Annotated in this window: 27 protein-coding genes, 1 other RNA gene and 1 pseudogene; 9 read left to right on the top strand and 20 right to left on the bottom strand. The window is 41.7% G+C overall.

The window, feature by feature from the left end; translation table 11 throughout:
• The first annotated feature begins 9 nt into the window (after positions 1-9).
• Positions 10-870, top strand: coding sequence for a transcriptional regulator (locus tag PY04_RS01125; protein WP_014733341.1), 861 nt, complete (start codon positions 10-12; stop codon positions 868-870).
• 81 nt (positions 871-951) lie between these two features.
• Positions 952-2,649 (top strand): DUF505 family protein, encoded by a 1,698-nt coding sequence (locus PY04_RS01120; protein WP_014733340.1) that lies wholly within the window; start codon positions 952-954, stop codon positions 2,647-2,649.
• Here the strand turns inward: PY04_RS01120 and PY04_RS09720 are convergent, their stop codons facing one another.
• The 6 genes and pseudogenes from PY04_RS09720 to PY04_RS01095 form a co-directional block, all read right to left on the bottom strand.
• Positions 2,650-2,931 (bottom strand): TOBE domain-containing protein, encoded by a 282-nt coding sequence (locus PY04_RS09720; protein WP_237710146.1) that lies wholly within the window; start codon positions 2,929-2,931, stop codon positions 2,650-2,652.
• 15 nt (positions 2,932-2,946) lie between these two features.
• Positions 2,947-3,778 (bottom strand): annotated as a pseudogene (locus tag PY04_RS01115) (ATP-binding cassette domain-containing protein); the annotation flags it as partial.
• A gap of 34 nt (positions 3,779-3,812) precedes the next feature.
• The gene (locus PY04_RS01110; RefSeq protein WP_014733339.1) at positions 3,813-7,898 is read right to left on the bottom strand and encodes a glucodextranase DOMON-like domain-containing protein; all 4,086 of its coding nucleotides are present in this window, start codon (positions 7,896-7,898) and stop codon (positions 3,813-3,815) included.
• The gene (locus PY04_RS01105; RefSeq protein WP_014733338.1) at positions 7,895-9,100 is read right to left on the bottom strand and encodes an ABC transporter permease subunit; all 1,206 of its coding nucleotides are present in this window, start codon (positions 9,098-9,100) and stop codon (positions 7,895-7,897) included. The genes PY04_RS01110 and PY04_RS01105 overlap by 4 nt, the downstream gene beginning before the upstream one ends.
• Positions 9,097-9,996 (bottom strand): carbohydrate ABC transporter permease, encoded by a 900-nt coding sequence (locus PY04_RS01100; RefSeq protein WP_014733337.1) that lies wholly within the window; start codon positions 9,994-9,996, stop codon positions 9,097-9,099. Before PY04_RS01100 ends, PY04_RS01105 begins: the two co-directional genes overlap by 4 nt.
• A 38-nt stretch (positions 9,997-10,034) precedes the next feature.
• Entirely contained in the window at positions 10,035-11,399 is a 1,365-nt protein-coding gene (locus tag PY04_RS01095; protein WP_014733336.1) for an extracellular solute-binding protein, read from the bottom strand.
• Positions 11,400-11,595: 196 nt separating this feature from the next.
• On the opposite strand from PY04_RS01095, the gene PY04_RS01090 reads away from it, so the two are divergent.
• Positions 11,596-12,438, top strand: a complete 843-nt coding sequence (locus tag PY04_RS01090; RefSeq protein ID WP_014733335.1) for an ATP-dependent Clp protease proteolytic subunit — start codon at positions 11,596-11,598, stop codon at positions 12,436-12,438.
• Here the strand turns inward: PY04_RS01090 and PY04_RS01085 are convergent.
• The 4 genes from PY04_RS01085 to PY04_RS01070 are packed head-to-tail and all read right to left on the bottom strand — an operon-like array spanning position 12,435 to position 16,123.
• The gene (locus tag PY04_RS01085; protein ID WP_014733334.1) at positions 12,435-12,935 is read right to left on the bottom strand and encodes a PUA domain-containing protein; all 501 of its coding nucleotides are present in this window, start codon (positions 12,933-12,935) and stop codon (positions 12,435-12,437) included. The two genes, PY04_RS01090 and PY04_RS01085, sit on opposite strands and share 4 nt — an antisense overlap.
• The gene (locus tag PY04_RS09615; protein ID WP_193384569.1) at positions 12,925-13,119 is read right to left on the bottom strand and encodes a hypothetical protein; all 195 of its coding nucleotides are present in this window, start codon (positions 13,117-13,119) and stop codon (positions 12,925-12,927) included. The genes PY04_RS01085 and PY04_RS09615 overlap by 11 nt, the downstream gene beginning before the upstream one ends.
• Before the next feature lie 6 nt (positions 13,120-13,125).
• The gene (locus PY04_RS01075; protein WP_014733333.1) at positions 13,126-14,655 is read right to left on the bottom strand and encodes a dihydropteroate synthase-like protein; all 1,530 of its coding nucleotides are present in this window, start codon (positions 14,653-14,655) and stop codon (positions 13,126-13,128) included.
• Between the two features lies 1 nt (position 14,656).
• Positions 14,657-16,123 (bottom strand): DHH family phosphoesterase, encoded by a 1,467-nt coding sequence (locus PY04_RS01070; protein ID WP_014733332.1) that lies wholly within the window; start codon positions 16,121-16,123, stop codon positions 14,657-14,659.
• 119 nt (positions 16,124-16,242) lie between these two features.
• Between PY04_RS01070 and PY04_RS01065 the strand changes: the two genes are divergently transcribed.
• Entirely contained in the window at positions 16,243-17,961 is a 1,719-nt protein-coding gene (locus PY04_RS01065; RefSeq protein ID WP_014733331.1) for a hypothetical protein, read from the top strand.
• Here the strand turns inward: PY04_RS01065 and PY04_RS09435 are convergent.
• Positions 17,959-18,017: C/D box small nucleolar RNA (locus PY04_RS09435), an RNA gene on the bottom strand. The two genes, PY04_RS01065 and PY04_RS09435, sit on opposite strands and share 3 nt — an antisense overlap.
• A complete protein-coding gene (locus tag PY04_RS01060) occupies positions 18,010-18,609 on the bottom strand; it encodes a 7-cyano-7-deazaguanine synthase (RefSeq protein WP_014733330.1) in 600 nt (199 codons plus the stop codon). The genes PY04_RS09435 and PY04_RS01060 overlap by 8 nt, the downstream gene beginning before the upstream one ends.
• A 128-nt stretch (positions 18,610-18,737) precedes the next feature.
• Here PY04_RS01060 and PY04_RS01055 point away from each other — a divergent pair, with 128 nt between their 5' ends.
• Together PY04_RS01055 and meaB are read left to right on the top strand one after the other, a co-directional pair.
• Complete coding sequence (locus tag PY04_RS01055; RefSeq protein WP_014733329.1) at positions 18,738-19,169, top strand: cobalamin B12-binding domain-containing protein; 432 nt, start codon at positions 18,738-18,740, stop codon at positions 19,167-19,169.
• Positions 19,170-19,211: 42 nt separating this feature from the next.
• On the top strand, positions 19,212-20,165 hold the full coding sequence (gene meaB / locus PY04_RS01050; protein ID WP_014733328.1) for a methylmalonyl Co-A mutase-associated GTPase MeaB: 954 nt from the start codon (positions 19,212-19,214) through the stop codon (positions 20,163-20,165).
• Between the two features lie 40 nt (positions 20,166-20,205).
• Here the strand turns inward: meaB and PY04_RS01045 are convergent, their stop codons facing one another.
• Both PY04_RS01045 and PY04_RS01040 read right to left on the bottom strand, forming a co-directional pair.
• Positions 20,206-20,496 (bottom strand): hypothetical protein, encoded by a 291-nt coding sequence (locus tag PY04_RS01045; RefSeq protein ID WP_014733327.1) that lies wholly within the window; start codon positions 20,494-20,496, stop codon positions 20,206-20,208.
• Between the two features lie 12 nt (positions 20,497-20,508).
• The gene (locus PY04_RS01040) at positions 20,509-20,778 is read right to left on the bottom strand and encodes a hypothetical protein (protein ID WP_014733326.1); all 270 of its coding nucleotides are present in this window, start codon (positions 20,776-20,778) and stop codon (positions 20,509-20,511) included.
• A 59-nt stretch (positions 20,779-20,837) separates the two neighbouring features.
• Here PY04_RS01040 and PY04_RS09610 point away from each other — a divergent pair, with 59 nt between their 5' ends.
• On the top strand, positions 20,838-21,002 hold the full coding sequence (locus PY04_RS09610; RefSeq protein ID WP_167884975.1) for a hypothetical protein: 165 nt from the start codon (positions 20,838-20,840) through the stop codon (positions 21,000-21,002).
• Positions 21,003-21,036: 34 nt separating this feature from the next.
• Here PY04_RS09610 and PY04_RS01035 read toward each other — a convergent pair whose 3' ends face one another.
• The 5 genes from PY04_RS01035 to PY04_RS01015 all read right to left on the bottom strand — a co-directional run bounded on the left by PY04_RS01035 (position 21,037) and on the right by PY04_RS01015 (position 22,761).
• Positions 21,037-21,393 (bottom strand): hypothetical protein, encoded by a 357-nt coding sequence (locus tag PY04_RS01035; protein WP_014733325.1) that lies wholly within the window; start codon positions 21,391-21,393, stop codon positions 21,037-21,039.
• A gap of 87 nt (positions 21,394-21,480) precedes the next feature.
• Positions 21,481-21,687 (bottom strand): hypothetical protein, encoded by a 207-nt coding sequence (locus tag PY04_RS01030; RefSeq protein ID WP_048055867.1) that lies wholly within the window; start codon positions 21,685-21,687, stop codon positions 21,481-21,483.
• A 6-nt stretch (positions 21,688-21,693) separates the two neighbouring features.
• Positions 21,694-22,248, bottom strand: a complete 555-nt coding sequence (locus PY04_RS01025) for a stage II sporulation protein M (protein WP_014733324.1) — start codon at positions 22,246-22,248, stop codon at positions 21,694-21,696.
• A gap of 4 nt (positions 22,249-22,252) precedes the next feature.
• Positions 22,253-22,474 (bottom strand): hypothetical protein, encoded by a 222-nt coding sequence (locus PY04_RS01020; protein WP_014733323.1) that lies wholly within the window; start codon positions 22,472-22,474, stop codon positions 22,253-22,255.
• 23 nt (positions 22,475-22,497) lie between these two features.
• Positions 22,498-22,761, bottom strand: a complete 264-nt coding sequence (locus PY04_RS01015) for a hypothetical protein (protein ID WP_048055866.1) — start codon at positions 22,759-22,761, stop codon at positions 22,498-22,500.
• A gap of 217 nt (positions 22,762-22,978) precedes the next feature.
• Between PY04_RS01015 and PY04_RS01010 the strand changes: the two genes are divergently transcribed.
• Positions 22,979-23,230 carry a hypothetical protein gene (locus PY04_RS01010; protein WP_052306411.1) on the top strand — a complete coding sequence of 84 codons (252 nt, stop codon included), beginning with the start codon at positions 22,979-22,981 and terminating at the stop codon, positions 23,228-23,230.
• Positions 23,231-23,623: 393 nt separating this feature from the next.
• Positions 23,624-24,028, top strand: a complete 405-nt coding sequence (gene mce / locus PY04_RS01005) for a methylmalonyl-CoA epimerase (RefSeq protein WP_014733322.1) — start codon at positions 23,624-23,626, stop codon at positions 24,026-24,028.
• Here mce and PY04_RS01000 read toward each other — a convergent pair.
• Positions 24,025-24,306: a hypothetical protein gene (locus tag PY04_RS01000; protein WP_014733321.1), complete on the bottom strand. Its 282-nt coding sequence runs from the start codon at positions 24,304-24,306 to the stop codon at positions 24,025-24,027. The genes mce and PY04_RS01000 overlap by 4 nt on opposite strands.
• Positions 24,307-24,309 lie beyond the last annotated feature (3 nt).

Raw genomic sequence — 24,309 nt, 5'->3', positions numbered from 1 at the left:
GTGGTGTGAATGAGCGTTGAGGTTCCACTAAACCCAATTACAAGAAGTGAAATACACCAGCTTGAGAGCCTGCTCCTCTTCGCAACGCTCTTTAGGCCAGAAGTAATAGAATTGATAAAGGATCCCGCGGAGAGACTTACGTGGGTAGATAGCTTAGCAGTGGCTGCAGGAGCCATAGCCAGAGAGAAAGCCGGCATGACAGTTAGTGAAATAGCCAGAGAGCTAGGAAGAACTGAAGCAACTATAAGAAAACACCTCAAAGGAGAAAGCAAGGCAGGACAGCTAGTCAGGGAGACGTATGAGCTTATTAAGCAGGGTAAGCTTGATGAGCTCATTAAAACTATAGAGATGATAGAGAAGGGCGGCCTCAAGGAGGTAGTTGCTAAAGAAGAGTATGAAAAGCTCCTTCAGGAGTATGAAAAGCTTAAGCAGGAATTCGAAGAGATAAAGGCAAAAGTTGAAGCGGCAGAGCTAGAAAGCTTAGAGAAGGCCAAAAAAGAAATTGAGGATCTCAAAGCGGAAATAGAGAAGCTCACACAAGAGAAGAAAGAGCTCGAGAAGGAACTTAAGGAAGCCAAGGTAAAGCTGATGGAGTATGAGGCAAAGGCAAAGAGGGCAGAGGAACTCGAGGCAAGGGTTAGAGAGCTTGAAGAAAAATCCAAGAGGGTCGAAGAGCTTGAAAGCAGAGTAAAGGAGCTTGAAGAGAAGGCAAAGGAAGCGGAAGAGCTCAAGAAGAAAGTTGAGGAGTTAGAATCAAAAGCTAAGGAAGCTGAAGAGCTACAGAACAAGGTCAAAGAGCTTGAAGCGGAAGTTAGTAGGCTTAAAGAAGGTATAAAGAAAGCTAAGGAGATCCTCGATTCTCTCGCATGATTCGATTATTTTCTATTTTCTCAATTTTAGTAACCAAAATTTTTTAAAACTTAATGTTACCAAATTATTGGTGATGCAAAAATGTTCCTAAAGAAGAGGCATATAGAGCTTCTAAAAGAAATGACAAGGACAAGGAGTCAGGCTGAAATAGAAGGGAAACTACCAGAGGAATTCCAGATAAGGGTTCTTGAACTTTTTATTTTGGGACTAGCAGAGCTTAGGGGCAGTGAAGTTATAATAACTGAGGCTGGGAGAAAGATAGTCGAAGTTGCACCCGAACCTAGTGAACTTCCAGACGTCATCGTGGATTCTTCAATAATAAAGATGCTTGAGCTCCTAGAAGAGACTTCGGCAATTCCTGAAGAATGGCTCGAAATACTAAGGGAAAGAAAACTCGTGGATGGTAATGAGATTACAGAATTTGGAAAGACGATCTTGGAGGTATATAGGAACACTCATCCAGTCGTTTATTTAACTCCGGAAATAGCTTCCTTCTTAAAGGGGATGCCAAAAGTTGGAACTTATGATGAGCTTGTGGCGTATAAGAATTCGAGAGAGTACGGGGAGAACATAATAAATGCTCTCCAAGCAATGAGACTTCTAATGATATCTCCTCCGACAGGGGAAGGAAGGGCATTTTCAGTTACTCCAGCGGCGAAACTTGCCCTTAGGGCTCTCTCAATGATACCCGTATTTACAAGGGCAATCATACTTAGAAGGGAAGATTTTGAAGCTCTAAAAAGTGGTAGAAAAGACAGTGAATTAGAGAGCATGGGTCTATCAAGAGAGGGAAGTGTTACAGAGCTTGGAAAGGCTGTAATGGATACTTACGAGGCTATAGGGAAAGTTGAAGAGAAAGTTCTGCCAATATATGTTCTCGACGATGAAATAAAAATTCTCAAAGCCATAGCAGAGATTGAGGAGAAATTCAAGACAAATCCAGATATACTCCCAACTGAAAAGGAAATTGAAAAGAGAACAGGTCTCAAAAACGTTGGGGAGTTACTTCACATTCTCGAGAGCAAAGAACTGATTCAAAGAAGGGTAGAGAAGGGCAAGGATTGTTACTGGCTAACATCCTGGGGCAGGGAAGTCCTCAACTATGGACCGGTCAGCGTTGATGCGATGAAGGCTGTAACCTACGCTGAGAGCGGGGATGTTCCAATAGCTGAATGGGTGAAAGTGGCAAAAGAAGAAGGTGTCATTAAGGCGGGCCTCACTGAGAAAGGTAGATTTTACTTAAAGATGAGCAGAGAGATTAAGAGAAAGCCCTTCCTGACTAGGTATGACGTTGCAATACTTGCTAAACTGCCAAAGAGGAAGTACCTACCTAGGAATGAACTAGTCTCGCTGGTGAAGGAGTACGTCGGTGGAGAAGAAAAGGACATCTTGAGAGCTATAGGGGAAGCTGAGGCTAAGGGGTTCATCGTTGAGCTTCAGAACAACATGGTCAGGCTTACTTCACTTGGAGAGAAGGTCAAAGATGCCATTGAATCAGCGAAGCTCGACGAAATAATAAAGGTGAGCTTCAGCATGACTCCAACGCTCTACAATGTTCTCAGCGTAATCCACAGTAATAGTGAAACGTTCAACAAGATATGGAAAGAAAAGGGAGAGGCCAGGGATTATAAGGTTGAAGAGATTGACGTAATAAAGAAACACTTAAGTCTCACGGAGGAAGAGATAAAGAAAGCATTGACAATGCTCAGAAGACTGGGATTTCTTGGAACGAAGAATTTAACTGAGGCAGGGAAGATTCTGATTGAAGCTTATGCATGATCAGAATATCGCTTCCCCACTTTCTTTTTTAAACACATGAGCCCTTCTCATGTCAAATACAACCTCTACTTCTTGCCCTTCCTTGACTCTTGATTCTCCTGGGAACTTTGCTTGTATTGCTATATCCCCGACTTTTAAGTGAACGATTTTCTCTCCTCCTAAGTTTTCTATAATTTCGACCTTCCCTTTGACCATGTTCTCTCCTGGTATTTTAACTTGAGCAAAAAGTGCATCGTAGATATCTTCGGGTCTTATTCCAAATATGGCCTCTTTTCCAATCATATTAAACTCTCTAAGAACATCTGCTTGGTCTTCTAAGAACTTGACCTTGAATTCACCAGCGTCAGCCCATACCCCTTTATCGTCCTCTACTATTGAGACATCTATGAAGTTCATGGGTGGTGTTCCTATGAAGCTTGCTGTGAAGGTGTTTTTTGGTTTGTGGTAGATTTCTTCGGGGGTTCCTATTTGTTGGAGAATGCCCTTATTCATGACTGCAATCCTGTCCCCCATCGTCATCGCCTCAACTTGATCGTGAGTAACGTAAATTGTAGTAACCCCCAACCTCCTCTGTAACCTCTTCAACTCACTCCTCATCCTTACTCTTAACTTTGCATCTAAATTACTTAATGGCTCGTCCATTAGGAAGACTTTTGGTCTTCTAATTATAGCCCTTCCTAGTGCAACCCTCTGTCTTTGTCCTCCTGATAATTCTCTTGGCTTCCTGTTTAGTAGTTCTTCTAGTCCGAGCATTTCCGCCACTTCCCTAACCCTCTTCTCGATTTCTTGTTTTGGAGTTTTTCTGAGTTTTAGTGGGAAGGCTATGTTCTCGTACACTGTCATGTGGGGGGTAGAGGGCATAGCTTTGAAAGACCATTGCCACGTCCCTCTCCTTTGGTGGAATGAATACTCCTTTTTCAGCATCAGCCACTAGTTTTTCTCCAATGTATATTCTCCCCTTGCTTGGTTCCTCTAATCCTGCAATCATTCTTAGTGTTGTTGTTTTTCCGCACCCACTTGGGCCGAGGAGGACTAGGAATTCCCCATCCTTTACCTCCAAGTTTAAATCCCTCACTGCAACGAAATCCCCAAAAACCTTCCAAACACCAACCAAAACAACACCCGCCATTAGTTTCACCTCCAAATAAATAAAATTAGGGAGATTAGCGCTTCTTCTTGAATAAGGTTGCTAATCCGATGAGTATAAAGATTCCTGGTCCGCATACTCCCTTTTCTGGTGAGGGTGAAGTTTGGGTTTGGGTTGGTGTTGTGGTGATTTTTGTTTGAGTTTTTGTCTGGGTTGTCGTTGTCTTGGTTGGTTGTTGTGTTTTAGTCTCTGTCTTGGTCTTTGTCGGTGTTGTTTTGGTTGGTGTCGTTTTTGTGGGAGTTAGTGTCGGGGTTTGTGTTTCCGTCTTTGGTGGCTTCTCGGTTTCTTTGCCTTTTATTACTGGAATCATAAGGACAGTTGCTAGTTTCTTCTCTTTAATGTCATAGCTCTTCAGTTGTTCTTCTTGTGTTGGTTTGAACCCAGGAGGAACCAGTAGATCGACAACTCTTGGTGCTAAATTATCGATTACGGCTTGTGGGTCTGCTCCACCTAGTTTCCATTGTGATGGTTCTACTGCAACTGGTCTCCATTTATCCGGGCCATATCCGTCTTGTGATCCGACTAGAACTGCTATATAGAGGCCGTGTGTCTCGTTTATTGATAGATACTTCTTCGGTAGTTCAACTACTATTGCGTTCTTCGTTGGATCTGCTGAGATTTTCATTTCTCCTTGGTAAACTGTGCCGTTTGCTAAGACTATTAAGTTTCCATAGTCCCAGCCAGCTATTCTGAGGGCTACGTCCCACGGGTGATGTGGGTCGAGGTTTACGTTACTTCCAGGTCCATCTGGGTACATTTTAATGGCGGAAGTGTTCCCTCCTGGTCTATAATCAAAGTACACTTCGATTATCTGTAAGCTAAACCCATTTGGAGCATTCCATGGATTGTCTCCTAATTCCTTGAAGTAAAACTCGAGTCTCCAGTATTTTTCTTCTTCCTTCATGACAAACTTCAGGAGGTCTAGGTGGTGGGGGACGAAGACTTTGTCTGTTGCGTACTTATAAGTCCCAGGTCCATGGTCATCTCCCTCGGGATCTTTGATTACTATGGCGGGCTTAATGAAGGGTATCGCAAGGACTGTTGCTAGTTTCTTTTCTTTAGTATCATAGCTCTTGAGCTGTTCTTCTTGTGTTGGCTTGAATCCTGGTGGAACAAGCATATCCATGACCCTCGGGGCAAGATTATCAATTACAGCCTGTGGGTCTGCTCCACCTAGTTTCCATTGTGATGGTTCTACTGCAACTGGCCTCCATTTATCTGGACCATATCCGTCTTGTGACCCAACTAGAACAACCCCCCAGAGACCATAACTCTCATTTATTTTAATGAACTTCTTTGGAACTACGACTATTACCTTGTTTTGGGTTGGATCTGCTGAGATTTTCATTTCTCCTTGGTAAACCGTGCCGTTTGCTAGAACTATTATGTTTCCGTAATCCCATCCGGCTATTCTAAATGCTACATCCCAGGGGTGATGTGGATCGAGGTTTACGTTACTTCCGGGCCCGTCTGGGTACATCTTAATGGCAGAAGTGTTTCCTCCTGGTTTGTAGTCTAGGTACACTTCAATTATTTGGAGACTGAATCCGTTCGGAGCGTTCCATGGATTATCTCCAAGCTCCTTAAAGTAGAATTCCATAACGTAGGAATCTGTTTGTTCAAGCATCCTAAATCTTAGTAAGTCTAAGTGGTGGGGGACGAAGACTTTGTCTGTTGCGTACTTATAAGTCCCAGGTCCATGGTCATCTCCTTCGACATCTCTAATGTCAACTATTGGGACTCCTTTAACTTGAACTGGGAGTTTTACTTCTATTGGAGTTGTTATCACTTCAAGTTCTCCGTCCTTGGTAGTTGAAATTGCGAAGTAGAAGTCTTCTGGAGTCTCTATGTATTCAAATGGTAAAATCACATGAATGGTTCCGTTTTCTCTTATTACCTTGATATCTCCAACTTTTTCTGACTCTTCATAGCTGGTTGCTTTATAGACTTCACCTTTATCTCCCTCAATGACTATATGTTTCGTTATCATTAGGCCAACACTATCTTTTGAAAATGGGAACATGGAGTACCTAAGGTCTTTGGGTTTTTTCTGGAGTAATGTGAAGGTGTTCCCTACTCTTTTGTCTTTCTCGTATATTGAGATCTCCAACTTAGTAACGTTAGTTCCCGATACTACGAAGTGCATGCCGTTTGAATCAAAGTATATGGAGATCTCCCTTGCTAATGGTGATAGGCTTGAGAATTTTTCTGTCTTGTTTTCGGAGAGCCCAACGAGAGATCTTGTGAAGTATGGACTACCGTCGGGATAGTAATTTCCGAAGAGATAGCTTGGTGGATCTACCCCGGCTAGTTTGTAAATTTCATATAGGTAAGCTTTGAAGTATCTGTCAAATGTATAATCCTGACCGCTATCTTGATCATTTCCGTACCACCAGAACCAGTCACTTCCTTCTGCTAGTAGGAGATAGAAGTAGGCTTTTTCCCACTTACTTTCCGTTATCTTGTCTTTGTTCTCCATGAGTGTCTTTCTTGCTAGATATAACCAGTACCATGCGTAATTCTCTTGTGGTTCACCAATCCATGTGGACAATGTTCCATCTATCCAGCTTGATTCTGGCCATAGCATTTTTTCTTTAACTCCAACCATGTCATATAGCTCTCCTAGGGAATTAGCTTTCTTTAGAGCTTCGACTTTGTTCCCTGTCAGGTCTAATCTTTCCAACATTTTGGGTGTTAATACATTTGCCTTATCTCCGTAGAGTTTAATATACTCGGAAGGTGTAACTGTTCTTATGAGTCCCTTCTTTTGAAGTTCTGTGAGCTTCTGATATAGAGTTTCTAGGAATATTTTTCCGTCATAGGGATAATGCTCCCAGGGATTTTCTCCATCAAGGGTTATTACATAAACTAGGGAGCCATCGTAATTATATTTCTGGATCTTGAGGAGTTCGTTTATGAAGTCTTCAACGGCTTTGTATTGGTTCATACCAGAATACGTGAATCCGACCCTATCACTTAGGATGTGGTCTCTTGGGAATAGGTATATTTTCTTTCCATTGAACTCTGCGACCCAGGGTTTGTAATAGTTTTCTGGGCTGTACTTTATTCCAAGCCTTTTAAGAACTAGTTGATCTGTCATTACCCATTGCCATCCGTTATTTGCTAGAATTTCTAGCGTCTTATCATTTAATGCACTTTCAGCTGCCCATCCTCCTTTGGGAGTTACTCTTCCTTCACCTAGGTATTTTTTGTATAACTCGTTTGCTCGTTTTACTTGATCATCAAAATCTTTGTACCATCCAAAATCTGTGAGTATTGGACCTATTGGATGGGCGAATGGGACGGTTGTTACTTCTACATTTCCATTTCCTAGGAGGTAGTTTATTTTTTCATGCATTTTGAATGTGTTGTTTAGTAGCCACATTTGGTGCTTTAGGACTGTTTTTAGGTCTTCTCTTGTGTAGCCACCTACGTCAACTTTTTCATAGATCTTCTTCAAGTCGTCGTGTTCCATTATGTAATTATAATCAATCCATGCGAGGTTGAAAAGTACTGCGAGGTCTATGTAGTCTTGCTCCGTGAAACCTTCGGTGACCTTTATTTTCTGCTCTTCTAGTGGTAGGTTGGCATATTTTGCCTTCAGTCTCATCATCTTGTTTTTAAGTTGAGTATACCTGGTCCAAATTTTTCTGATCGGATTTCCATTTTTGTCGGTTACTGGTTCTCCATTCCAGGGAATTGTATGGTCAAAGAATCCTCCGGGAGCTTGGAGCATAAACCATTTTTCTTCGACACTCAACTTTTCTCCATTTGCTATCTTTTCAGAAATTATTTGATATGTATCCTTAGACCCGTTCATATACATGCTTATTTGCCATATTAGTGTTCCTGATAGGTCTATTGTTGCGTGAACTTCGGGATATTTGCTCAGATAATAAGCCATCTTCCAGTAGTTGTTTGCCGCGTGAAGTCTGACCCATGGTCTTGTGAATATTCCTTGAATTGGATCGTAATACGAAGGCTGGTGCTGATGCCATACTATTATGACATTTAGTGGCTTTGGTTCCTGGGCCTTAACTGCCGGCATTATAATACCACCAAAGAGGCTAAAAATTAAAAATAGTGCCAAAACCTTCTTCATTCTTTCAAACCTCCTATAGTTAGTCCACTCCTAATGTAGTTTTGGGCGAGCATAAACATAATAAACACTGGAAGAGCGAACAATAGGGCTGCAGCTGCAAAATAGTTCCAATCAATTCCCCTTCCAATGCTTCCCATTAGGGTGTATATCCAAACCGAAAGAGGTTGGTTCTCTTCTGTCAATAATAAACTGGCGAGTATGAATTCTGTCCATCCTCCGATGAATGCAAATATTGCAACAGTTGCTATTCCTGGCAAAGCCATTGGAAGGAGTACGTATCTTATTATCTGGAGATAACTGGCTCCATCTACTAAAGCGGCTTCATCAAAGTCTGGGCTTATTGAGTCTATGTAACTCTTTAGTAACCATGTGTTAAATGGGACTCCACCTGCAGCGTAAACTAAGGCTAGAGCGGGTAGTTTGTTGTAAAGGCCTAGTTTGACGAGCATACCATAGAGGGCTATAAGGCCGGCTATTCCAAGCCCTCCAGCGACTTGGGTGAACATTAAGTAGAAGTATAGTACGTGCTCCCTCCCGAAGAATTTCATTCTTGAGAAGGCGTAAGCAGCTGGAATTACAAAAATTAGTGTTAATACAACTGTTAGTCCTGCCAGTATGAGGCTATTTTTAAGGTATTTGAAGAATGCTGAATTGACGAATTTGCCTATTACTGAGAATTTTACTGTTCCGGAATTTCTTGCAACAATGTATCCTTTTAACTTCCCCTTTTCGGAACTTACGTCCTTGATTATTGCAAATCCTATCTTATCTCCCTCTATTTTTGTTATTATTATCTCCCCTCTGACTTTTAGCTCTTCCTTGGGTATTTCTGAAAGGGTAAAGTATTTCCCTTTAATTGGTATCTCAAAAGTGAATCCAGTAAATGGTCCGTATTTGACTTTCCCTTTTATTATTCCACTTTTAACGTAGAGCATGCCATTTACAAGAGTGAAGTCTCCACTTACTGTTCCAGTAAAGTTTGCGTCTATCTTTTCCCCTCCAAGACCAAACAGCACTTCTTTGTATCCCTCGAGGGTTATGTTCTTTGGGATTAACTCTATTTTTGTAGTTGCCAAGGCCGCTGAAGGCTTTATTGAAACTGTGAAGATGTAATAAACTGGGAACAGGATTATGAATAGGACTAGGATTGCAATTCCGGTTAATATTAGTGACTTCCCTAATTCTCTTTTTCTTATCTTCATTCCTTAGCTCCCTCCTGTAGTTTGGTTATCTTAACGTTGATGTACATGTAGATCGCGAGGACTAAGGTTGCAATAACCATCACGGCGGTTGCTCTTCCATAGTGGGGTACTGCTCCGAATGCTTTTCTGAATCCATAGAGAAGGATGAATTTATCTTCAAACAGTCCTGCGTTGTACAGATAGGGTACCATAAAATATTGGAAGCTTGCTGCACTCGTTAATATTGTTGCAAACGCTATAGGTTTACCCACGGCCGGAAGGATTACGTACCTAAACCTCTGCCAGTAGTTAGCTCCATCTACTATTGCTGCCTCAATGAGGGTTTCTGGAACTGATTGAAGGGCTGCTGTGATGACTGTTAACATAAAAGGATAGGCAAGCCACACTTCTATTATGTTTAGGGCCAGGAATGCCCAGAATGGATCATTAATCCAGTTTGGAAGGTTATGTATTCCAATCTCTCTCAGAATTTTGTTTATGGGTCCAAAAACTGGATCAAACATAAACCTCCAAACTGTTATCGAGAACAAGAGTGGAAGAGCCCAGGGAATTATTAGGAGGGATCTGTATATCATCTTTCCCCTAACGTATTTGCTATTATAGAGCAGGCTTAATAGAACTCCAACACCAACTTTTAGCGTAACACTTGTCGCTACGAAAATCCAGGTCCATTTAAACGCATTTCTAAATTTTTCATCAGAAAGAACCCACTTAAAGTTTTCAAGTCCTACAAATTTTAAAGGAGGTGCATTTGGGGACTGTACGGGAAAATTGCCCAGTTGAGCGTTCGTGAAAGATAAGTAAATAGAATAAACTATGGGCCATAGATTGAAAAATAAGAATGCGGTAAGACCAGGTATTATTAACATTAAAGCTGCAAGCACTGTCTTTCTCATTAAGAAATCCCTCCAAAATAAAATTATGAGAAGAGGGGTCAACCTTGCATGTTCTTTAGAATCTCCTCTTGGTACTTCTTTAATATCTCTGGAATGTTAGCGGTTTCTGGATCCTTTAAGATTTCATTTATTGCTCCCTCGACGCCTCCCCAAACTGCGGCCATCTTGGGGCTCTTAGGCATTAAGTATGCATGCTGTACTGCCTGACCAAATCCGTAAATTACTGGATCGCTCTTTATTTCTGGATCATTTAGAACCTCCTTCAATACTGGAATATATCCAAGTTCTAATGCAAGCGTCTTTATGGCGTCTGGACTTGTAGTAAGCCACTTAACGAATTTCCAGGCGGCTTCTTTATTCTTAATCCCCTTAACGAAGTAAATCAACTTAACTCCACCATATGGCCTTGGCCAGTATTCTTTTCCATTCTCGATTATTGGTGGAAGTGGTGCTACTCCAAAGTCTATTCCTGCTTTCTTCACATCTCCAATGCTCCAGGGTCCATTAACCATCATTGGAGCTCTTCCTTCAAGGAAGATACTCTGTTGGGTATTGTAATCTGCCGTTGGGGCCATGTAAGGCCATATATTCTTGAAGAAGAATTCAAATCCTTTGATTGTTTCAGGCTTGTCTAGACCTGGCTGTTCTGTTTTATCATCAAAGTAATATCCTCCAAATGCCTGGGCCCAAGCCGAGATGAAGTATGAATTAACTGGATAGGCTATTCCATATTTCTCATTTGCTGGATCGTAGAATTGTTCCATTATCTTCTTCATTTCATCAAAGGTCTTTGGTGGCTCTTTTACCATCTTTTTGTTATATATTAGGGCCACAGTTTCAGCTGCAAAGGGCATTGCATAGTAGTGTCCTTTATATTCCATTGCCTCTCTTGCCATTGGGGCAAACTTGTCGAGTATATCTTGCGTAATGTACTCATCAATTGGTTCTAGTAATCCGGCCTCGGCAAATTTTCCTATCCAGTCATGGGCCCAAATGAAGAGGTCTGGACCTTGACCAGCAGGAATAGCTGCCTTAAGTGCATCTTCTAAGTTGGGTTTTTGTTCAAAGACTATTTCAACTCCTGGACACATTGCCATGTACTCTTCAGCTAAGCTCTGGAAAACTTGCAATTCATTGGGATGCATTGCATGCCAGATTACTATCTTTCCACTCCCACATTCTTCCTCAGTGGTGGGCGTAGTTGTGGGAGTGGTTTGAGTCTGGGTAGTTTCAGTAGGAGTTGGAGTAGTGGTTTGAGTGGGTGTTGTTGGTGATGTTTGGGTTGTTGGTGATTGTGTTTGCTGAGGAGTTGATGTTTGAGTTCCTCCCCCTATACATCCGCTGGCAATCACTCCAAGGGAGACAAGGACTATCAAGAGGAGTGCATACATTCCTTTCCTCATATTCTTCAACCCCTTTCTTGGTATCATCGAGAGTGATATATATTTTCGGAGGTTTAAATATCTTGTGTTTATGTATTCCCTGATACACTACATTGAGCACAATGGACAAAATAGTACTACAGTGTAAGGGTGTATCAAACATTTCTAAATCTATTTAAAGTCCAAGAGAGCAAATTTTATTGGGTGGTAGTCAAATATGGATCCCCTAAGTGGATTTTTTGGTTCTTTGATATGGTGGTTCCTCTTCCTTTACATCCTACTATGGCCCCAAATGCAATACAGACAACTTCAGCTGGCAAGGGCCAAGCTACTTGAAAGGCTTTCGAGGAAGAGGAACTCAACTGTCATAACCCTAATACACAGACAGGAGAGTATAGGCCTCTTTGGGATACCCGTCTATAAATTTATCAGCATTGAGGACAGTGAGGAAGTTCTTAGAGCAATAAGAATGGCTCCAAAGGATAAACCTATTGACTTAATAATCCACACCCCTGGTGGGCTAGTTCTAGCGGCGACTCAAATAGCAAAGGCCCTCAAAGATCACCCAGCAGAGACAAGGGTTATAGTTCCCCACTATGCAATGAGTGGCGGAACGTTAATTGCACTAGCCGCTGATAAGATAATAATGGATCCTCATGCAGTTTTGGGCCCTGTTGACCCTCAACTTGGCCAGTATCCAGCTCCAAGCATCCTTAGAGCTGTAGAAAGAAAAGGGGCTGACAAAGTTGATGACCAAACTCTAATACTAGCTGATGTTGCTGAGAAAGCTATAAGACAGGTTAGGGACTTTATATATGATCTTCTCAAGGACAAGTATGGAGAGGAGAAGGCTAAGGAGCTAGCTCAGATCCTTACCGAGGGTAGGTGGACCCATGACTATCCAATAACAGTTGAGGAAGCAAGAAAACTTGGTCTTGACGTTTCAACAGACGTTCCAGAAGAAGTTTATGCCCTCATGGAGCTCTATAAGCAACCAGTGAGGCAGAGGGGAACCGTTGAATTTGTTCCATATCCAGTAAAGCAGGAGAACAGGCATTAGCGCCTGAGAAACTCTCCAACGTCTGTTATATTTTTTATAAACCTTTCTTCGCTTTTTGGATTTATCATCCCTATTCCGATAACATCTCCCCACTCATTCATTACAATTATCTTTTTGCTTCCACTCCAGTTTAATTGTCTAACAGCCTTTTTTGGAGCGTCTTTACCTGTCGTGAACAGGAAGGCCGCCTTGGGGCCCAGGATTGCATAGTTCTTTTCAATCTTGACGAAGTTGAAAAATTCTATATTCGGGTAAAACTTCTCTACGAGGTTTTCATCCACCTTTATTGTTCCCACGAACGTTCCAAAAGCATATGGCCTTAGTTTAACATTCTCAATAGTTTTCCAAACTTCCTCATTTACGGCATAAACGTCCCTATATCTCCCCTCAACAATCCCAAAAAATTCATGGAGAAGTTCGCCATACTTTTCTGCTTCCTTTAAAATTAAATCGAGCTCCCAGGAAGAGACTCTCCTGACTCTTATCTCACCACTCATCTTCTTCCTCGTCCCACTCTTCTTCCTCTTCTTCGTACCACTCTTCTTCTTCCCATTCCTCCTCTTCCCACTCTTCCCAGTCTTCCTCTTCAACCCAATCTTCTTCCATTTCCTCTAAAAGCTCCTCTTCCTCTTCGAATTCTTTCTTGACTTTCTTTTTGGGTTGCATATCTATATCCCTCACCTAAACTTAGTCAGATTTGGTTATAAATATTTCTGAGCTGTAAAAATCTGGAAATAAATCTTCTTCCTGAATATAGGACTTTCCAAGTTTTAATGCAGTTTTAGCTTTTTCAAGCTCCCTTCCCAAATAGAATGCGTGCCTTGGGCTTATTGGAAAATTCTCTAGTATTGTGTCAATTATTGCATCTGGATCGTCCCCAATAATCGTCATAACCGGCTTCATTCCCATGTAGGCGTTCACATATATCTTTGAATCCTTAAGAAATATCCTAAAGTAAACCTTCTCAAGCTTAACACCCTTAGCCCTAGCCTCGACGATCTTCTCAGCAAGTTCAAAGGTTATGTCCTTTTTCCTTTTCTCCTTAAGTATCAGGAGGTTTATTCCCACATCCTTCAGGTTACCTAATAATGTCATATCTACTCCTCTCCTTAGTTCTCTTATGCTTCCTCTGCATTTATCGCTCGCCTCTGTTGTTAGTAGAAGGGAAAGTTTTAGTTCCGAGGCTAAACCTGCTAGTAGTGCATTTATTCCTGGACTATCGGCATCTGTCATTTCGGTGACGTTTCCAACTCCCGCCATCATAACATCCTTCTCGTTTCTCTCCCTGTACATGTAGAAAGCCACTATTGACCTCGAGAAGTTTGGATAGTGCTCGATAATCGGATCAATTATCATGTTCTCATACCCGAGGTCTTTTGCCTTGAGCTTTAGCTTTTCTAGGAACATAACTCTTTCTCTTGGGTTTTGGGGGAATACTCCTTCCCTCATGTTTGTTGGAATTAGGACTACAGGCTTTTCTGTTACAAGCTCCTCGACATTGCTGTAGTCAATGCTTAGGATTAAGTCCGCTACCTCTATTCCCACTTCAAGCTCTTTGATGTTTAGTGAATCTAGAGAAACTGGAACGCCTATCTCTTCTTTTATGAGGGGTATTTCTTCCACAGTTTCAATATTTGTTTCTCCGGATATCATTCCTATATCTATTATATCCGCTCCTTGTGCCAGATAATACTTGGCCTTCTCTATTATCTCCTTATGTTTCAGTCTGGGAGCATCTATTATTTCTCCCATTATTCTTGCTGGGAAGTCTAGACCTACTGGCAGGTCACCAACGAGGAAGTTCCAGGGTTTTTTGAGTGCTTTCTCTATATACTTCCTGTTTTTTGTTCTGTTCCGTATGTCCTGAACTCTTTTAAGAGAGTCTTCGGAGAAAAGTTCGTCAGCTGGAATTGTTTTGCTAAGCTTAAATCCATTCCTTACTGCCTTCAAAATCTGTGGTAGATCAATTGCGTTTTTTGGGCCTTTATATGTTGGTATTCCTATTCTCTCTTCTATCTCCTCGGTAGAGCCCTTCACAAGGCCTGGGATAATTATCATATCATAGTTTCTGACGTTGGCTTTCTCAAGGTAATCCGCTATCATTTTAGGAGTCAGAAAAGCAGCAACCGTTACGGGAGCAACAAAAACGTCACAGCCCTTCCCGTACTTCCTAACTATTGGCTCCGCGAGCTTTCCTGTGACTAAAAGGATCTTCACATCATGGGCCCTCCTTTATTCCGAGGGCTTCGAGGAATTTTTCCGTTATCGCTTCTTCGACGAGTCTCAATAGGGATGTTTTGTCTTTGGCAAGCTTAAATATTCCCAGCGGTATTCTAGCTCCTCCTGCCTGTGCATGGCCTCCTCCACTTCCGATTTCTCCAAAGGCTTCTTTCATTACTGCTCCTATGTTAACCCTGACATCCCTGGTTCTTGCTGAGATCTCAATTCTATCATCTACTATTCCAAATACAAGAACTGTAGTTATTCCTTCGAGCCTAAGCAAGAAATCTGCCGCTTCAGCTATCGCATCTCTGTTTGCAATGAATCCAACATTGCTTATCACAACGTTCTTGTATATCTTCCTGTTGAGTATTGCCCTCGCAAGAATTTCTGCGGTTTCGGTGCTTATATCTGGAAACTCTATCTTGTCTAGAAGGTCATAATTCACCTTTCCGGTGAGGAATTCTATTGCTTTTATATCTATTCTGCTTAGCTTTGAGAACTTCTTTGTATCTATATACATTCCGTAAAAGAGAGCAGTTGCAAGGGTCTCTGTAACTGGAATCTCTAGGGCCTTTAAGTACTCGACCATTATCGCGGAAGTAGAGTTGACTTCTGGTCTAATATCAACGAGGCAAGTAGGGGACAGTTTTTCCCTTAAGTTCTGAAGGATCTGATGGTGGTCTATTATGATCTCCACTTTTTTCACGTCATCCTCGTCGAGTATCGTTATGTTGCCGTTTGGCTGGGCGTCTACAATGGCTATCGCTGAATGCCTCTTTATTTCATAGCTTCCCCTTGAGACCCTCCTGAACTCGAGGCCTAATATATTCACCATGGCCCTGTTTTGGTGGTGGGTTATGTCTCCTCCGTACACTATCTGAGTTTTTAGGCCTACACTCTGAGCTATTAATGCTAGTGCTGATGCACTTGCCATGCAATCTGGGTCTGGATTATCGTGCATAACTATTAAGAGTGTATCTGTTCTTTCTTTTATTTCGTTGAGCTTGTTTAACAGCTTCATTGCATTTTTTCTTTCTCCAACTTTCTCTATTGTCTCAACTACTGCCCTTACTATTGCAGTTCTTGGATTTATGACATAGTCGATCTTCATCTCTGTTTCGTATTCCTCTTTGAGTATGTTCTCTATATCGTCTACTGATATCTCCTCTGGCAAGATAACAAGAACCGATACATCCTTGTTATTTGTCCTCACTACGTGTAAAGTCTTTGCTATAGTGTTCACATCTGTTGTTGTTATTATAACGAGGTCTGCCCTTTCAATGTGGGCCTTTAGTAGAGTTGCAGTATATGAAAAATCACCCTGAACAACTTGAAGACCACTCTCAGCCAAGGTTTGAGCTCTAATAACATCTTTCTCGATAACGGTTACATCGAATTCTCCCATTAGGGCCTCGGCAATTGCCCTGCCAAGCACCCCACCACCAAGGACAAGTACCTTCATAATCCTCCACCTAGCCCAACAATGTTTAAATATTATCCTCTAATGTATTTAAATGCGTGTTCACTAATTTATTCAAAACAAGCTGATGATTGTGATATATATACCTAATGGTGAGGACGATGGAAATTCCGGAAATTAAGCCCGTGTTGGAAAACCATGTCTGTTTAAGTGTTGAGGAGGCACTAGATGCACTTACGGGATTGTTTAGTCCAAAGAACGTTAAAGGGGTATATGCCAAGATAAGTGGAAAGGACGCAACAAGCTCTTATCTTGCCGAGGTACTTATAGATAAGTCAAAGCTGCTTGCGATAGAGGTGACAAAAGATAGAACCGGAGAGAAGCTCTATGGGGAGGATGCAATAAAAAAGCTTGCTGAGATCGCTGATAACCCCCTCATAATAGTAGCCGCATATGTTCTTGATGAAGTTACGTTCAAGAAGGTATTAGCCGACAATTTAGCTTTATACTCCCAAACCCCTGCAGTTCCACTAGCGGAAGTCTTCCGAAAGAAGGCAAGCGAGACAATTGGAGAAGCAATAACAGAGGCAAGAGCTGAGAGAGAAGAGGAAATCAGGCAGATTATTAAAAAGACAGAGGAAGTTAAGGAAGAGTTAATTGAGGAAAGAAAAAAAGCAATTGAGGAGAGAAAGATTGAAGTCAGGGAGGGTGTAAATGTAACAATAAAAGGGGACGCAGAGGAGAGGGTAAAAGAAAGGGTAAAGAATGCAATTATGGAATACATAAATACCGTAAGAGCCGATATAGCTAGAACTATTTCTGGGGCACAGTTAAAGTCCGTTGCAATAGATGGAGAGATTGGATCTGGGACTTTGTCTCTAGTTGGAGAGTTCTATATAGTCTCTAGTTCTGGAAATCCTGAGATAATGAAAAGAAAAGGGTTGTTTATACTGCACAAGCATATCCCGAAGATTAGAAACATGACAAATCTTAAGCCAATAATCAAGGACTTTAAGGTAAACGTTGTTATTGGAGATAAAGTTGCGTCTATGGAAGCTAGAGAAAGAGGGGAAACTACGTTATGGAGATTAACAAGACCTCCAACTCATCAACTTGCTCCCAATTTGTACCTAACTGTGGATCCAAACTTTAAGCAATACTTTGTTGGATTTGCAAGAATGCTTCTTAAAGAAATAGAAAACAGGGGTGTTTTAGTCAATAGGCTAGAAATAGAAGTGTTTGGAGGTCTAAGGGAGTTTGAAATAAATATACACCTGCGGGGTAAAGCCAGGGACGTTGATGAACCAGTGTTACAGGCTAATATTCTAAGTCTTGCAAAGAGGCATGCTTCAGAATTAACAAAAATCGTGGGGAAGTATGTTTGGATTAACAATGTAGATGTATCATTGGAAAAGCCTTTAGAGACAGAGTTCTCTGCAAAAGCAGCAGAAGTTCTAAAGAAGAAAGAAGAAATAGAAAAGGAAGTGGAGAAATTACTCAAAGAGGCTGGGATTGAGGAGTTAAAGTATCTAGTAGAAGATAAGAAAAGGAGCCTTGAGACGACTATAATAGCATCTAGAATAAACTCTGCAGTACAGGATTTGAAGGAAAGATTACAAGATGAACTCAAAACAATTCCACGAGCAAATTTGAGATGGATAAAGGTTAACTATGAGACAAATGGAAACGTTATTGAAGTATTATTGGAGGCCAGTTTAGCAAAAATGGAGGAAGAAGGCCTGTTTGGTGCACTATCTAGTATAAGTAGCGAGGAAATCAGAAGGAGGGCAACCGAGATAATAACGAGAATAATTAGAGAGGTGTCAAGAGACCACCAAGTTCAGATAAGAATAAAGAGGCTGAACATTCTAGTTAGGTGATCAGCACTCAAGATCCTCATCATCCAACATCAGAACCTGCCGAGGTCATCATCTCAATCCAATAACTCTAGACTGTATATGCCTTGGTGGAAATATGCTCCTGGGGTTTATCCCTTTTTTCCTCAAAATTTCTCTAAGCTCGGTTTCGTAATCTCCTTTCTCGAGTTTTTCACTTTCCTCCTCCTTAACCACGAACATGTCATCCACGAGTTCCCTGATCGTCTTAAATCCAAGCCCCAGAAGTGGCCTTATGTAGGCAACGTTAAATCTATCCTCAAGGGATCTGGCTTTTCTTATGTCCAAAAACGGAACTCTATCATCTCTTCTCGTTCCATCACTCACCCTCTCAACGTACTCGCGGGAGGCTATGAACTCCAAAGCCTTCTCATGGATAAACTGAATTGCCCTCCCTGGCCTTCCATCTTTTATGCACATCTCAGCCGCTTCTTCTAGGATTTCAATTGGCATTTTTACGACTTCATGTTCAAACCCTAAAATTTCAGCAGTTTCCTTGGCGTACTTCCAGTTGTCAAGAACTCCGAAGGTCACAGTAACAAGTTTGACCTCATATCCAAGCTTTTTTAGTATTAAGGCTGCCAACGACGAATCTTTTCCCCCACTGAAAAGATGGTAAACTTCCCTGGGCATGTAGAGAAGTTGCAGGCTTGATTAAAACTTCTTTCCCTTTGCAAATTGCGGGATAAAATGTCCAAAACCTTGACATTTAGCAACACTTAAATACTATTTCATGGAAATAAAAATCGTAGGTGAGGAAAATGGTGGATAGATCAAAAGTGAGGGTTCTCGTGGCGAAACCAGGTCTTGATGGTCATGACAGAGGGGCAAAGGTAGTTGCAAGGGCGTTGAGGGATGCTGGGTATGAAGTTATATACACCGGGATAAGGCAAACTCCTGAACAAATAGTTGAAACTGTCATTGAAGAGGACATAGATGTTCTCGGAATAAGCATACTCTCCGGTGCTCACATGGTTCTGATTCCGAAAATACTTAAGCTCCTCGAAGAGAGAGGAATAAAGCCAAATGAAGACATTCTGGTTGTTGCTGGTGGAATAATCCCTCCAGACGATGCTGAGGAGCTTAAGAAGATGGGAGTTGCGGAGGTTTTTGGACCCGGAACTCCGCTTCAAGAGATAATAGACTTCATTGATAAAAACGTTGAAAAGCTCAAAAAGTTCCGCTCAAGCTAACTTTATATTTTATAATTGGATAATTTCTCCAGTGGTGAAATGATGATAGATGAGCTAATCGAGAGGCTAAAGATTGGGGATAGGAAAGCGGTAGCGAGGCTGATAACTCTAGTCGAGAACGATGAGGAAAAGGCTAGAGAGATAGTGAAGAAAATCTACCCCTTAACGGGCAACGCCTACATTGTTGGAATCACTGGTCCTCCAGGTGCTGGGAAATCTTCCCTTCTCGACAAACTAATCAAAGAAGCTAGGAAGGAAGGGCTTGTCGTTGGGGTTATAGCGATCGACCCGACATCCCCATTCACGGGCGGGGCCTTGCTTGGTGATAGAATTAGAATGCAGAGGCATGCAACCGATCCAGGAGTGTTTATAAGGAGCATGGCCACGAGAGGCTCGCTTGGTGGTTTAGCAAAGGCCACAAACGATGCAATAAAAGTCCTTGATGCTTACGGCTGTGATGTAATATTCGTTGAAACGGTTGGAGTTGGCCAGGTTGAGGTTGACATAGTGAAAACTGCCGACACGGTAGTTCTTGTAACTGTTCCCGGGCTTGGAGACGATGTTCAGGCAATAAAAGCTGGTCTTATGGAAATAGCTGATATATTCGTTCTCAATAAGGCCGATAAGGAGGGAGCAGATGCCACTTACTTTGAGCTTACCCTAACCCTCGATCTTGAGAGGGACAAGTGGGAAAAGCTTGGCTGGAGGCCCCCAATAGTAGAAACAGTCGCGACTACTGGAAAGGGAATAAAAGAGCTTTGGAATGAAATCAAAAGACACAAGGAGTTCCTTGAAAGATCTGGTAGACTGGAGGAAAAGAGAAGGAAGAGAGTTGAAGAAGAAATAAAAACAATAGTCTCGGGTTTAATTGCCAGAAAAGTTGAGATGCAAATTGAAAAAGGAGAGCTCAACGATTTAATAAGAGAAGTCCTTTCGAAGAAAGTTGATCCATACACCGCAGCTGATTTGGTAATGAAGAACGTTTTGGGAACCTGACTTTCCTGCCCTTCAGGACGAGGCTTTCAAAAGAAAAATATTAGTGCAAACCTTCATTGTCTATATGGTAAGATCTGATTATCCTTGATTCTTTTTCAAAGTGTTTTTCAATATTTTTGATTTCTTGCTTGGCTTCAGTTATCACTGTGTATGCATAAAGTAATGTTCCATATATCAGGATTGATACAAAAGTTACCTCAAGGAAATCCTTTAGTGATCTAACTGGAATTATTTGCGTATAAGTCATGGTTACAGCGGTCAAGATGCCCATTACTACCAAAGGCATTACAACAACCACCAGGAAATCCTGCAGATCCTCTTTGATTCTCACTCCTATCACCCCCTAGTGCATGTAAGCGTGTATTCCTGCCAGTATTGAGAGTATTGCTACTGATGTTCCTCCCACTTTAACCACCGTCATGAAGTTGGGCTCTGGTGGTTTTGCTATGATGTAGAGGAACATGAATATTGGCGGGAGAGAGGTTAGGATGTAGAATAACGCTCCCTGGATTCTTGTTATGTTGAATAGGTCGAGTAATGCAAATGCATTATACACCCACACTGCAAGAATAAACAACCAAAACACCTCTTCTCTTGTTAGTTTCCACACCATGCCCACCACCCCCCAACGTTTATCTTCATGGCCAGAGTTTTGATAGGAGAGAGTAACCTATGAAGAGTCCCAGTATAAGGCCTATGGCTACTATAATATTCCTCCAAGAGGGTTTGGTAGCCGTCAAGAAGGCCCCAAGAGTGAGGCCTGATACAACACCAAAAGTAACGTCTTTCACTAATCCTGCGATGATAACTAACGTAAAAAGGGGAACAAAAATATAAGCGAGCTTCTTTAGCGCGGTCAATTTTTGTCACCTTACAACTGTTTAATCGGGACACTTTTTGCGTTTTTTATGGTTTCCATTAGGGAAATAATGAGGAGGCTTATTAAGCCTGCAACTATGACGCTGACTGGGTCGTCAAACTTTACCGTAAGCTGGGAAACGGCGACCGAAGCAACTATAAACCCCACACCAAACAGCAACCACTTAATCTTGGACTCCCTGTAAACCCTAAACGCCCCATACAAGGAAACCCCAGCAACACCAAAGAATACTAGCATGACACCAACATGCCTCAAATCGACTACCGAAACCGAAAGAACAACATAAATCAACGATAACAATGTCACAATACTGCCAATCAACAACAATCGTCTCTCAACAACACCCATACTACACACCTCCTATGCAATTGTAAATGTTAAAAGTTTAAATTAAAAATTTAGATCACAGAGCCTGTCCAACCATCCATGCAAGTCCTACTGCAAACCTGCCGAGGTTATTTCAAAAGCTGTTGACCAAATTAAACCTGCTGTTCCTAGCCCTAAATCTGTCACCAGTGTTGCTTCTGGGGAAGCTCCTTTTTTGGCCATGTAATATGTTAGATAGCTGTTACCAGTAGCACCTCCTACTACCATTCCTACAGTCATTAACACCAACCCTATAACCAAAGCCTTCCTCCACATTTCTAATCACCCCAAACTTTCGGCAATTTTAAGTGTTATCGTACTCTCAATCAAAGCGGCAATGAAAATCAAAACTACCGAGATAGCAACGAGTTTGAAGAATTCCTTAGCATCTTCTTCCGTGATTATTTCCTTCTTTTTGCCCAAAGCGAACCTTAACAATTCGTAAGGGATTTTAAAGCCAGCGGCTCCGGCAATTATCATCCCAGGGATTTCGAAAATGCCGTGAGGGAGGATTAGGAAGAAAAAGGCTTTAAGCTCGCCCGAAATCAATGCTCCATAAAATAGAGTTCCTAGATCCATGCCGTTAAAAATAAGGTTTAGGAAGGTCAATCCGCCAAGGGCTAAAGTCCCGCCAAAAGATAGAAGCAAGATCACCCTAAGATTGTTGGTAAGTATGTAATGGAAGGTGGGCATTTCACTATTAATCTCACGCTCCAAAAGTGGTACAAAATTAACGTCATGTGGGATCTCATAACGCTTTGAAAGACTCAAGCCGAGGAGAAAACCAATAGAAAATAATAAAAATGAAAAACAAAAAAGGATTTGGGATTTTTTCATATCTTCACTCACCTTGTGGTTGCTTGCTAGGGGGGAGTTGGTATTCAAGTAGCTCTCCTAAACCCAAATACATTATTGAGAATCCAAGACTTGCTCCTAGGAAATCTGTGATGGATTCTATGGGAAGTATGTCATTAAATGCTAATGCTATTGCTGCACTCGTAGATAATCCCATTACTACTGCAACCACGACAATACCTAGTCTTTTCTTTAATGACTTTCTCATGTTCATCTCTCCTGGACTTTATTTCATGCCCAAATCGCGACACCAACATATGGTATAAACCTAGCTAAGGTTTTTGCGCCAACTTTTAATGCAACTTTAACTCCTAATTCAGCACCTTTTAGAGCACCATATCCACCTGCAACACCTTTAACAAATTCTTTCCAGTCCCCTGTTTTATGCCATCTATAGAGTCCATAAATACATCCAGCTTTCCCTTCTTCAACTGCTCCTCCCACACCATTCCAATTGCCATCAACACCAGTCCTATAACCAAAGCTTCCCTCCACATTTCAATTACCTCTAAATTCTTCATATTACGAATGTTGCAGATACTACTTAAAGTTTTCTTCATAATTATTGTCACTGTGTGTTTTTTCTTGTAATCTTGCCTTTGAATAGGTGACAATATACAAAAGGTAATTATTTTAAACAAAGTAATTGCTGTTCAAGAACTGGTGATTAGTATAAGGACACTGACCTCCTCCCTGCCCTGAAGGGCGAGGCTTGAAAAAAGAAAAGTCAATTTTCCTGTTTGTCTTCTTTGGCTTTTTGTTTTCAATAATCGCTGGGATAGTGGCATTTGTAGTGGCTGGCTTGCCTCCAGTTCCCAACATCCCCGAGAATTCTACAAATCTAACCGAAGATCAACTCCAAGAGATATTTCTTAAAGACCCGGCATATCAAGCATGGCTGACCAAGCTGACAATAACGGTAGAGAAAATCCTTTACATCTCTCTAAAATCAAGAAATAATTAGAATACTCTTTGGAGGAGTGTCGTAGAGAGCCTCAGACTGGCATGGGCAAACATTACTGCACTGCTTGTTATGATTATCTTGCCTTTTGCAATAGCATATGTAAGGTTCATGAAAGCTGATTTAAGGTGATAGTGTCCATACCATATGCTGACCTCCTCCTCAGGGGCGGGGCTTTTAAAAAGGGAATGTAAAGCTGTTGATGATTTAAGTTTGGAAGTTGGGAAGGTTCAAAGGCTAGGAAAGCTAAGTTTTTATATCTGGTGCTCCTATTTGTCGTTGTGTCAAGATGGTGATGCCAACCTCTCAGATAAGTATCCCAGGAGGGTTAATCTTGATTTCTTTTGAAGGCCCTGTCCCTATTTGGTAATGAAAAGGTTTTGGAGGTGGTGGGGGATGTTTAAGAAGATAGATCATGTTGGAATCGCCGTGAAGAACCTTGAGGAGGCAATAAAGGTTTGGGAGGGGCTCGGTTTCAAGGTTGAGGAGGTGGAAGAAGTTCCCGACCAGAAGGTTAAGGTAGCCGTTATAAAGGTTGGAGAAAGTAGGATAGAGCTTTTGGAGGCTACAAGTGAGGATTCTCCAATAGCAAAGTTCATAGAAAAGAGGGGGGAAGGGATACATCACCTGGCAATAGGGGTTGAGAACATAGAAGCTAAGCTTGAAGAGCTTAAGGAGAAGGGCTACAGGTTAATAGACGAGAAGCCAAGAGTTGGAGCAGGTGGAGCAAAGATAGCCTTCGTTCATCCAAAGAGCGTTACGGGGGTTCTCCTGGAATTGTGTGAAAGGAAAGAAGATTAATCCTTTTCTTTATTCCTTACATATGGTTTTCCTATGGCTATTGTAAAGCCCTTGAAAGAGTCGTCCTTTCTATGGAACTCCATCGCTAGGGGGAGATCGTTCTCTTCATTCACGACTATCCTTATCAGCCTGGCCCTCGGATGGTTGTCTAGATAGTTCTCTTTCAGATTCTCATAGTTGTCAAGGGCCCTTCCGATATCTTCCTTGTTCATCTCGTATATTTCCCTGGAGTACGTACTGTGTGCCTTTATCTCCTCTATGGCCTTCTTCTTGTCCAAATC

The sequence above is a fragment of the Pyrococcus sp. ST04 genome, from assembly GCF_000263735.1.
Classification (GTDB): domain Archaea; phylum Methanobacteriota_B; class Thermococci; order Thermococcales; family Thermococcaceae; genus Pyrococcus.
The sequence above is the reverse complement of the archived record's forward strand: the minus strand, read 5'-3'. Positions and strand labels throughout refer to the sequence as shown.

What these genes read in the sequence shown, in the direction of transcription:
- PY04_RS01125 (WP_014733341.1), top strand. Translation starts at nt 10, where the DNA reads ATGAGCGTTGAGGTTCCACTAAACCCAATTACAAGAAGTGAAATACAC.
- PY04_RS01120 (WP_014733340.1), top strand. Translation starts at nt 952, where the DNA reads ATGTTCCTAAAGAAGAGGCATATAGAGCTTCTAAAAGAAATGACAAGG.
- PY04_RS09720 (WP_237710146.1), bottom strand. Translation starts at nt 2,931, where the DNA reads ATGATTGGAAAAGAGGCCATATTTGGAATAAGACCCGAAGATATCTAC.
- PY04_RS01110 (WP_014733339.1), bottom strand. Translation starts at nt 7,898, where the DNA reads ATGAAGAAGGTTTTGGCACTATTTTTAATTTTTAGCCTCTTTGGTGGT.
- PY04_RS01105 (WP_014733338.1), bottom strand. Translation starts at nt 9,100, where the DNA reads ATGAAGATAAGAAAAAGAGAATTAGGGAAGTCACTAATATTAACCGGA.
- PY04_RS01100 (WP_014733337.1), bottom strand. Translation starts at nt 9,996, where the DNA reads ATGAGAAAGACAGTGCTTGCAGCTTTAATGTTAATAATACCTGGTCTT.
- PY04_RS01095 (WP_014733336.1), bottom strand. Translation starts at nt 11,399, where the DNA reads ATGAGGAAAGGAATGTATGCACTCCTCTTGATAGTCCTTGTCTCCCTT.
- PY04_RS01090 (WP_014733335.1), top strand. Translation starts at nt 11,596, where the DNA reads ATGGATCCCCTAAGTGGATTTTTTGGTTCTTTGATATGGTGGTTCCTC.
- PY04_RS01085 (WP_014733334.1), bottom strand. Translation starts at nt 12,935, where the DNA reads ATGAGTGGTGAGATAAGAGTCAGGAGAGTCTCTTCCTGGGAGCTCGAT.
- PY04_RS01070 (WP_014733332.1), bottom strand. Translation starts at nt 16,123, where the DNA reads ATGAAGGTACTTGTCCTTGGTGGTGGGGTGCTTGGCAGGGCAATTGCC.
- PY04_RS01065 (WP_014733331.1), top strand. Translation starts at nt 16,243, where the DNA reads ATGGAAATTCCGGAAATTAAGCCCGTGTTGGAAAACCATGTCTGTTTA.
- PY04_RS01060 (WP_014733330.1), bottom strand. Translation starts at nt 18,609, where the DNA reads ATGCCCAGGGAAGTTTACCATCTTTTCAGTGGGGGAAAAGATTCGTCG.
- PY04_RS01055 (WP_014733329.1), top strand. Translation starts at nt 18,738, where the DNA reads ATGGTGGATAGATCAAAAGTGAGGGTTCTCGTGGCGAAACCAGGTCTT.
- meaB (WP_014733328.1), top strand. Translation starts at nt 19,212, where the DNA reads ATGATAGATGAGCTAATCGAGAGGCTAAAGATTGGGGATAGGAAAGCG.
- PY04_RS01040 (WP_014733326.1), bottom strand. Translation starts at nt 20,778, where the DNA reads ATGGTGTGGAAACTAACAAGAGAAGAGGTGTTTTGGTTGTTTATTCTT.
- PY04_RS09610 (WP_167884975.1), top strand. Translation starts at nt 20,838, where the DNA reads ATGAAGAGTCCCAGTATAAGGCCTATGGCTACTATAATATTCCTCCAA.
- PY04_RS01035 (WP_014733325.1), bottom strand. Translation starts at nt 21,393, where the DNA reads ATGGGTGTTGTTGAGAGACGATTGTTGTTGATTGGCAGTATTGTGACA.
- PY04_RS01030 (WP_048055867.1), bottom strand. Translation starts at nt 21,687, where the DNA reads ATGTGGAGGAAGGCTTTGGTTATAGGGTTGGTGTTAATGACTGTAGGA.
- PY04_RS01025 (WP_014733324.1), bottom strand. Translation starts at nt 22,248, where the DNA reads ATGAAAAAATCCCAAATCCTTTTTTGTTTTTCATTTTTATTATTTTCT.
- PY04_RS01020 (WP_014733323.1), bottom strand. Translation starts at nt 22,474, where the DNA reads ATGAGAAAGTCATTAAAGAAAAGACTAGGTATTGTCGTGGTTGCAGTA.
- mce (WP_014733322.1), top strand. Translation starts at nt 23,624, where the DNA reads ATGTTTAAGAAGATAGATCATGTTGGAATCGCCGTGAAGAACCTTGAG.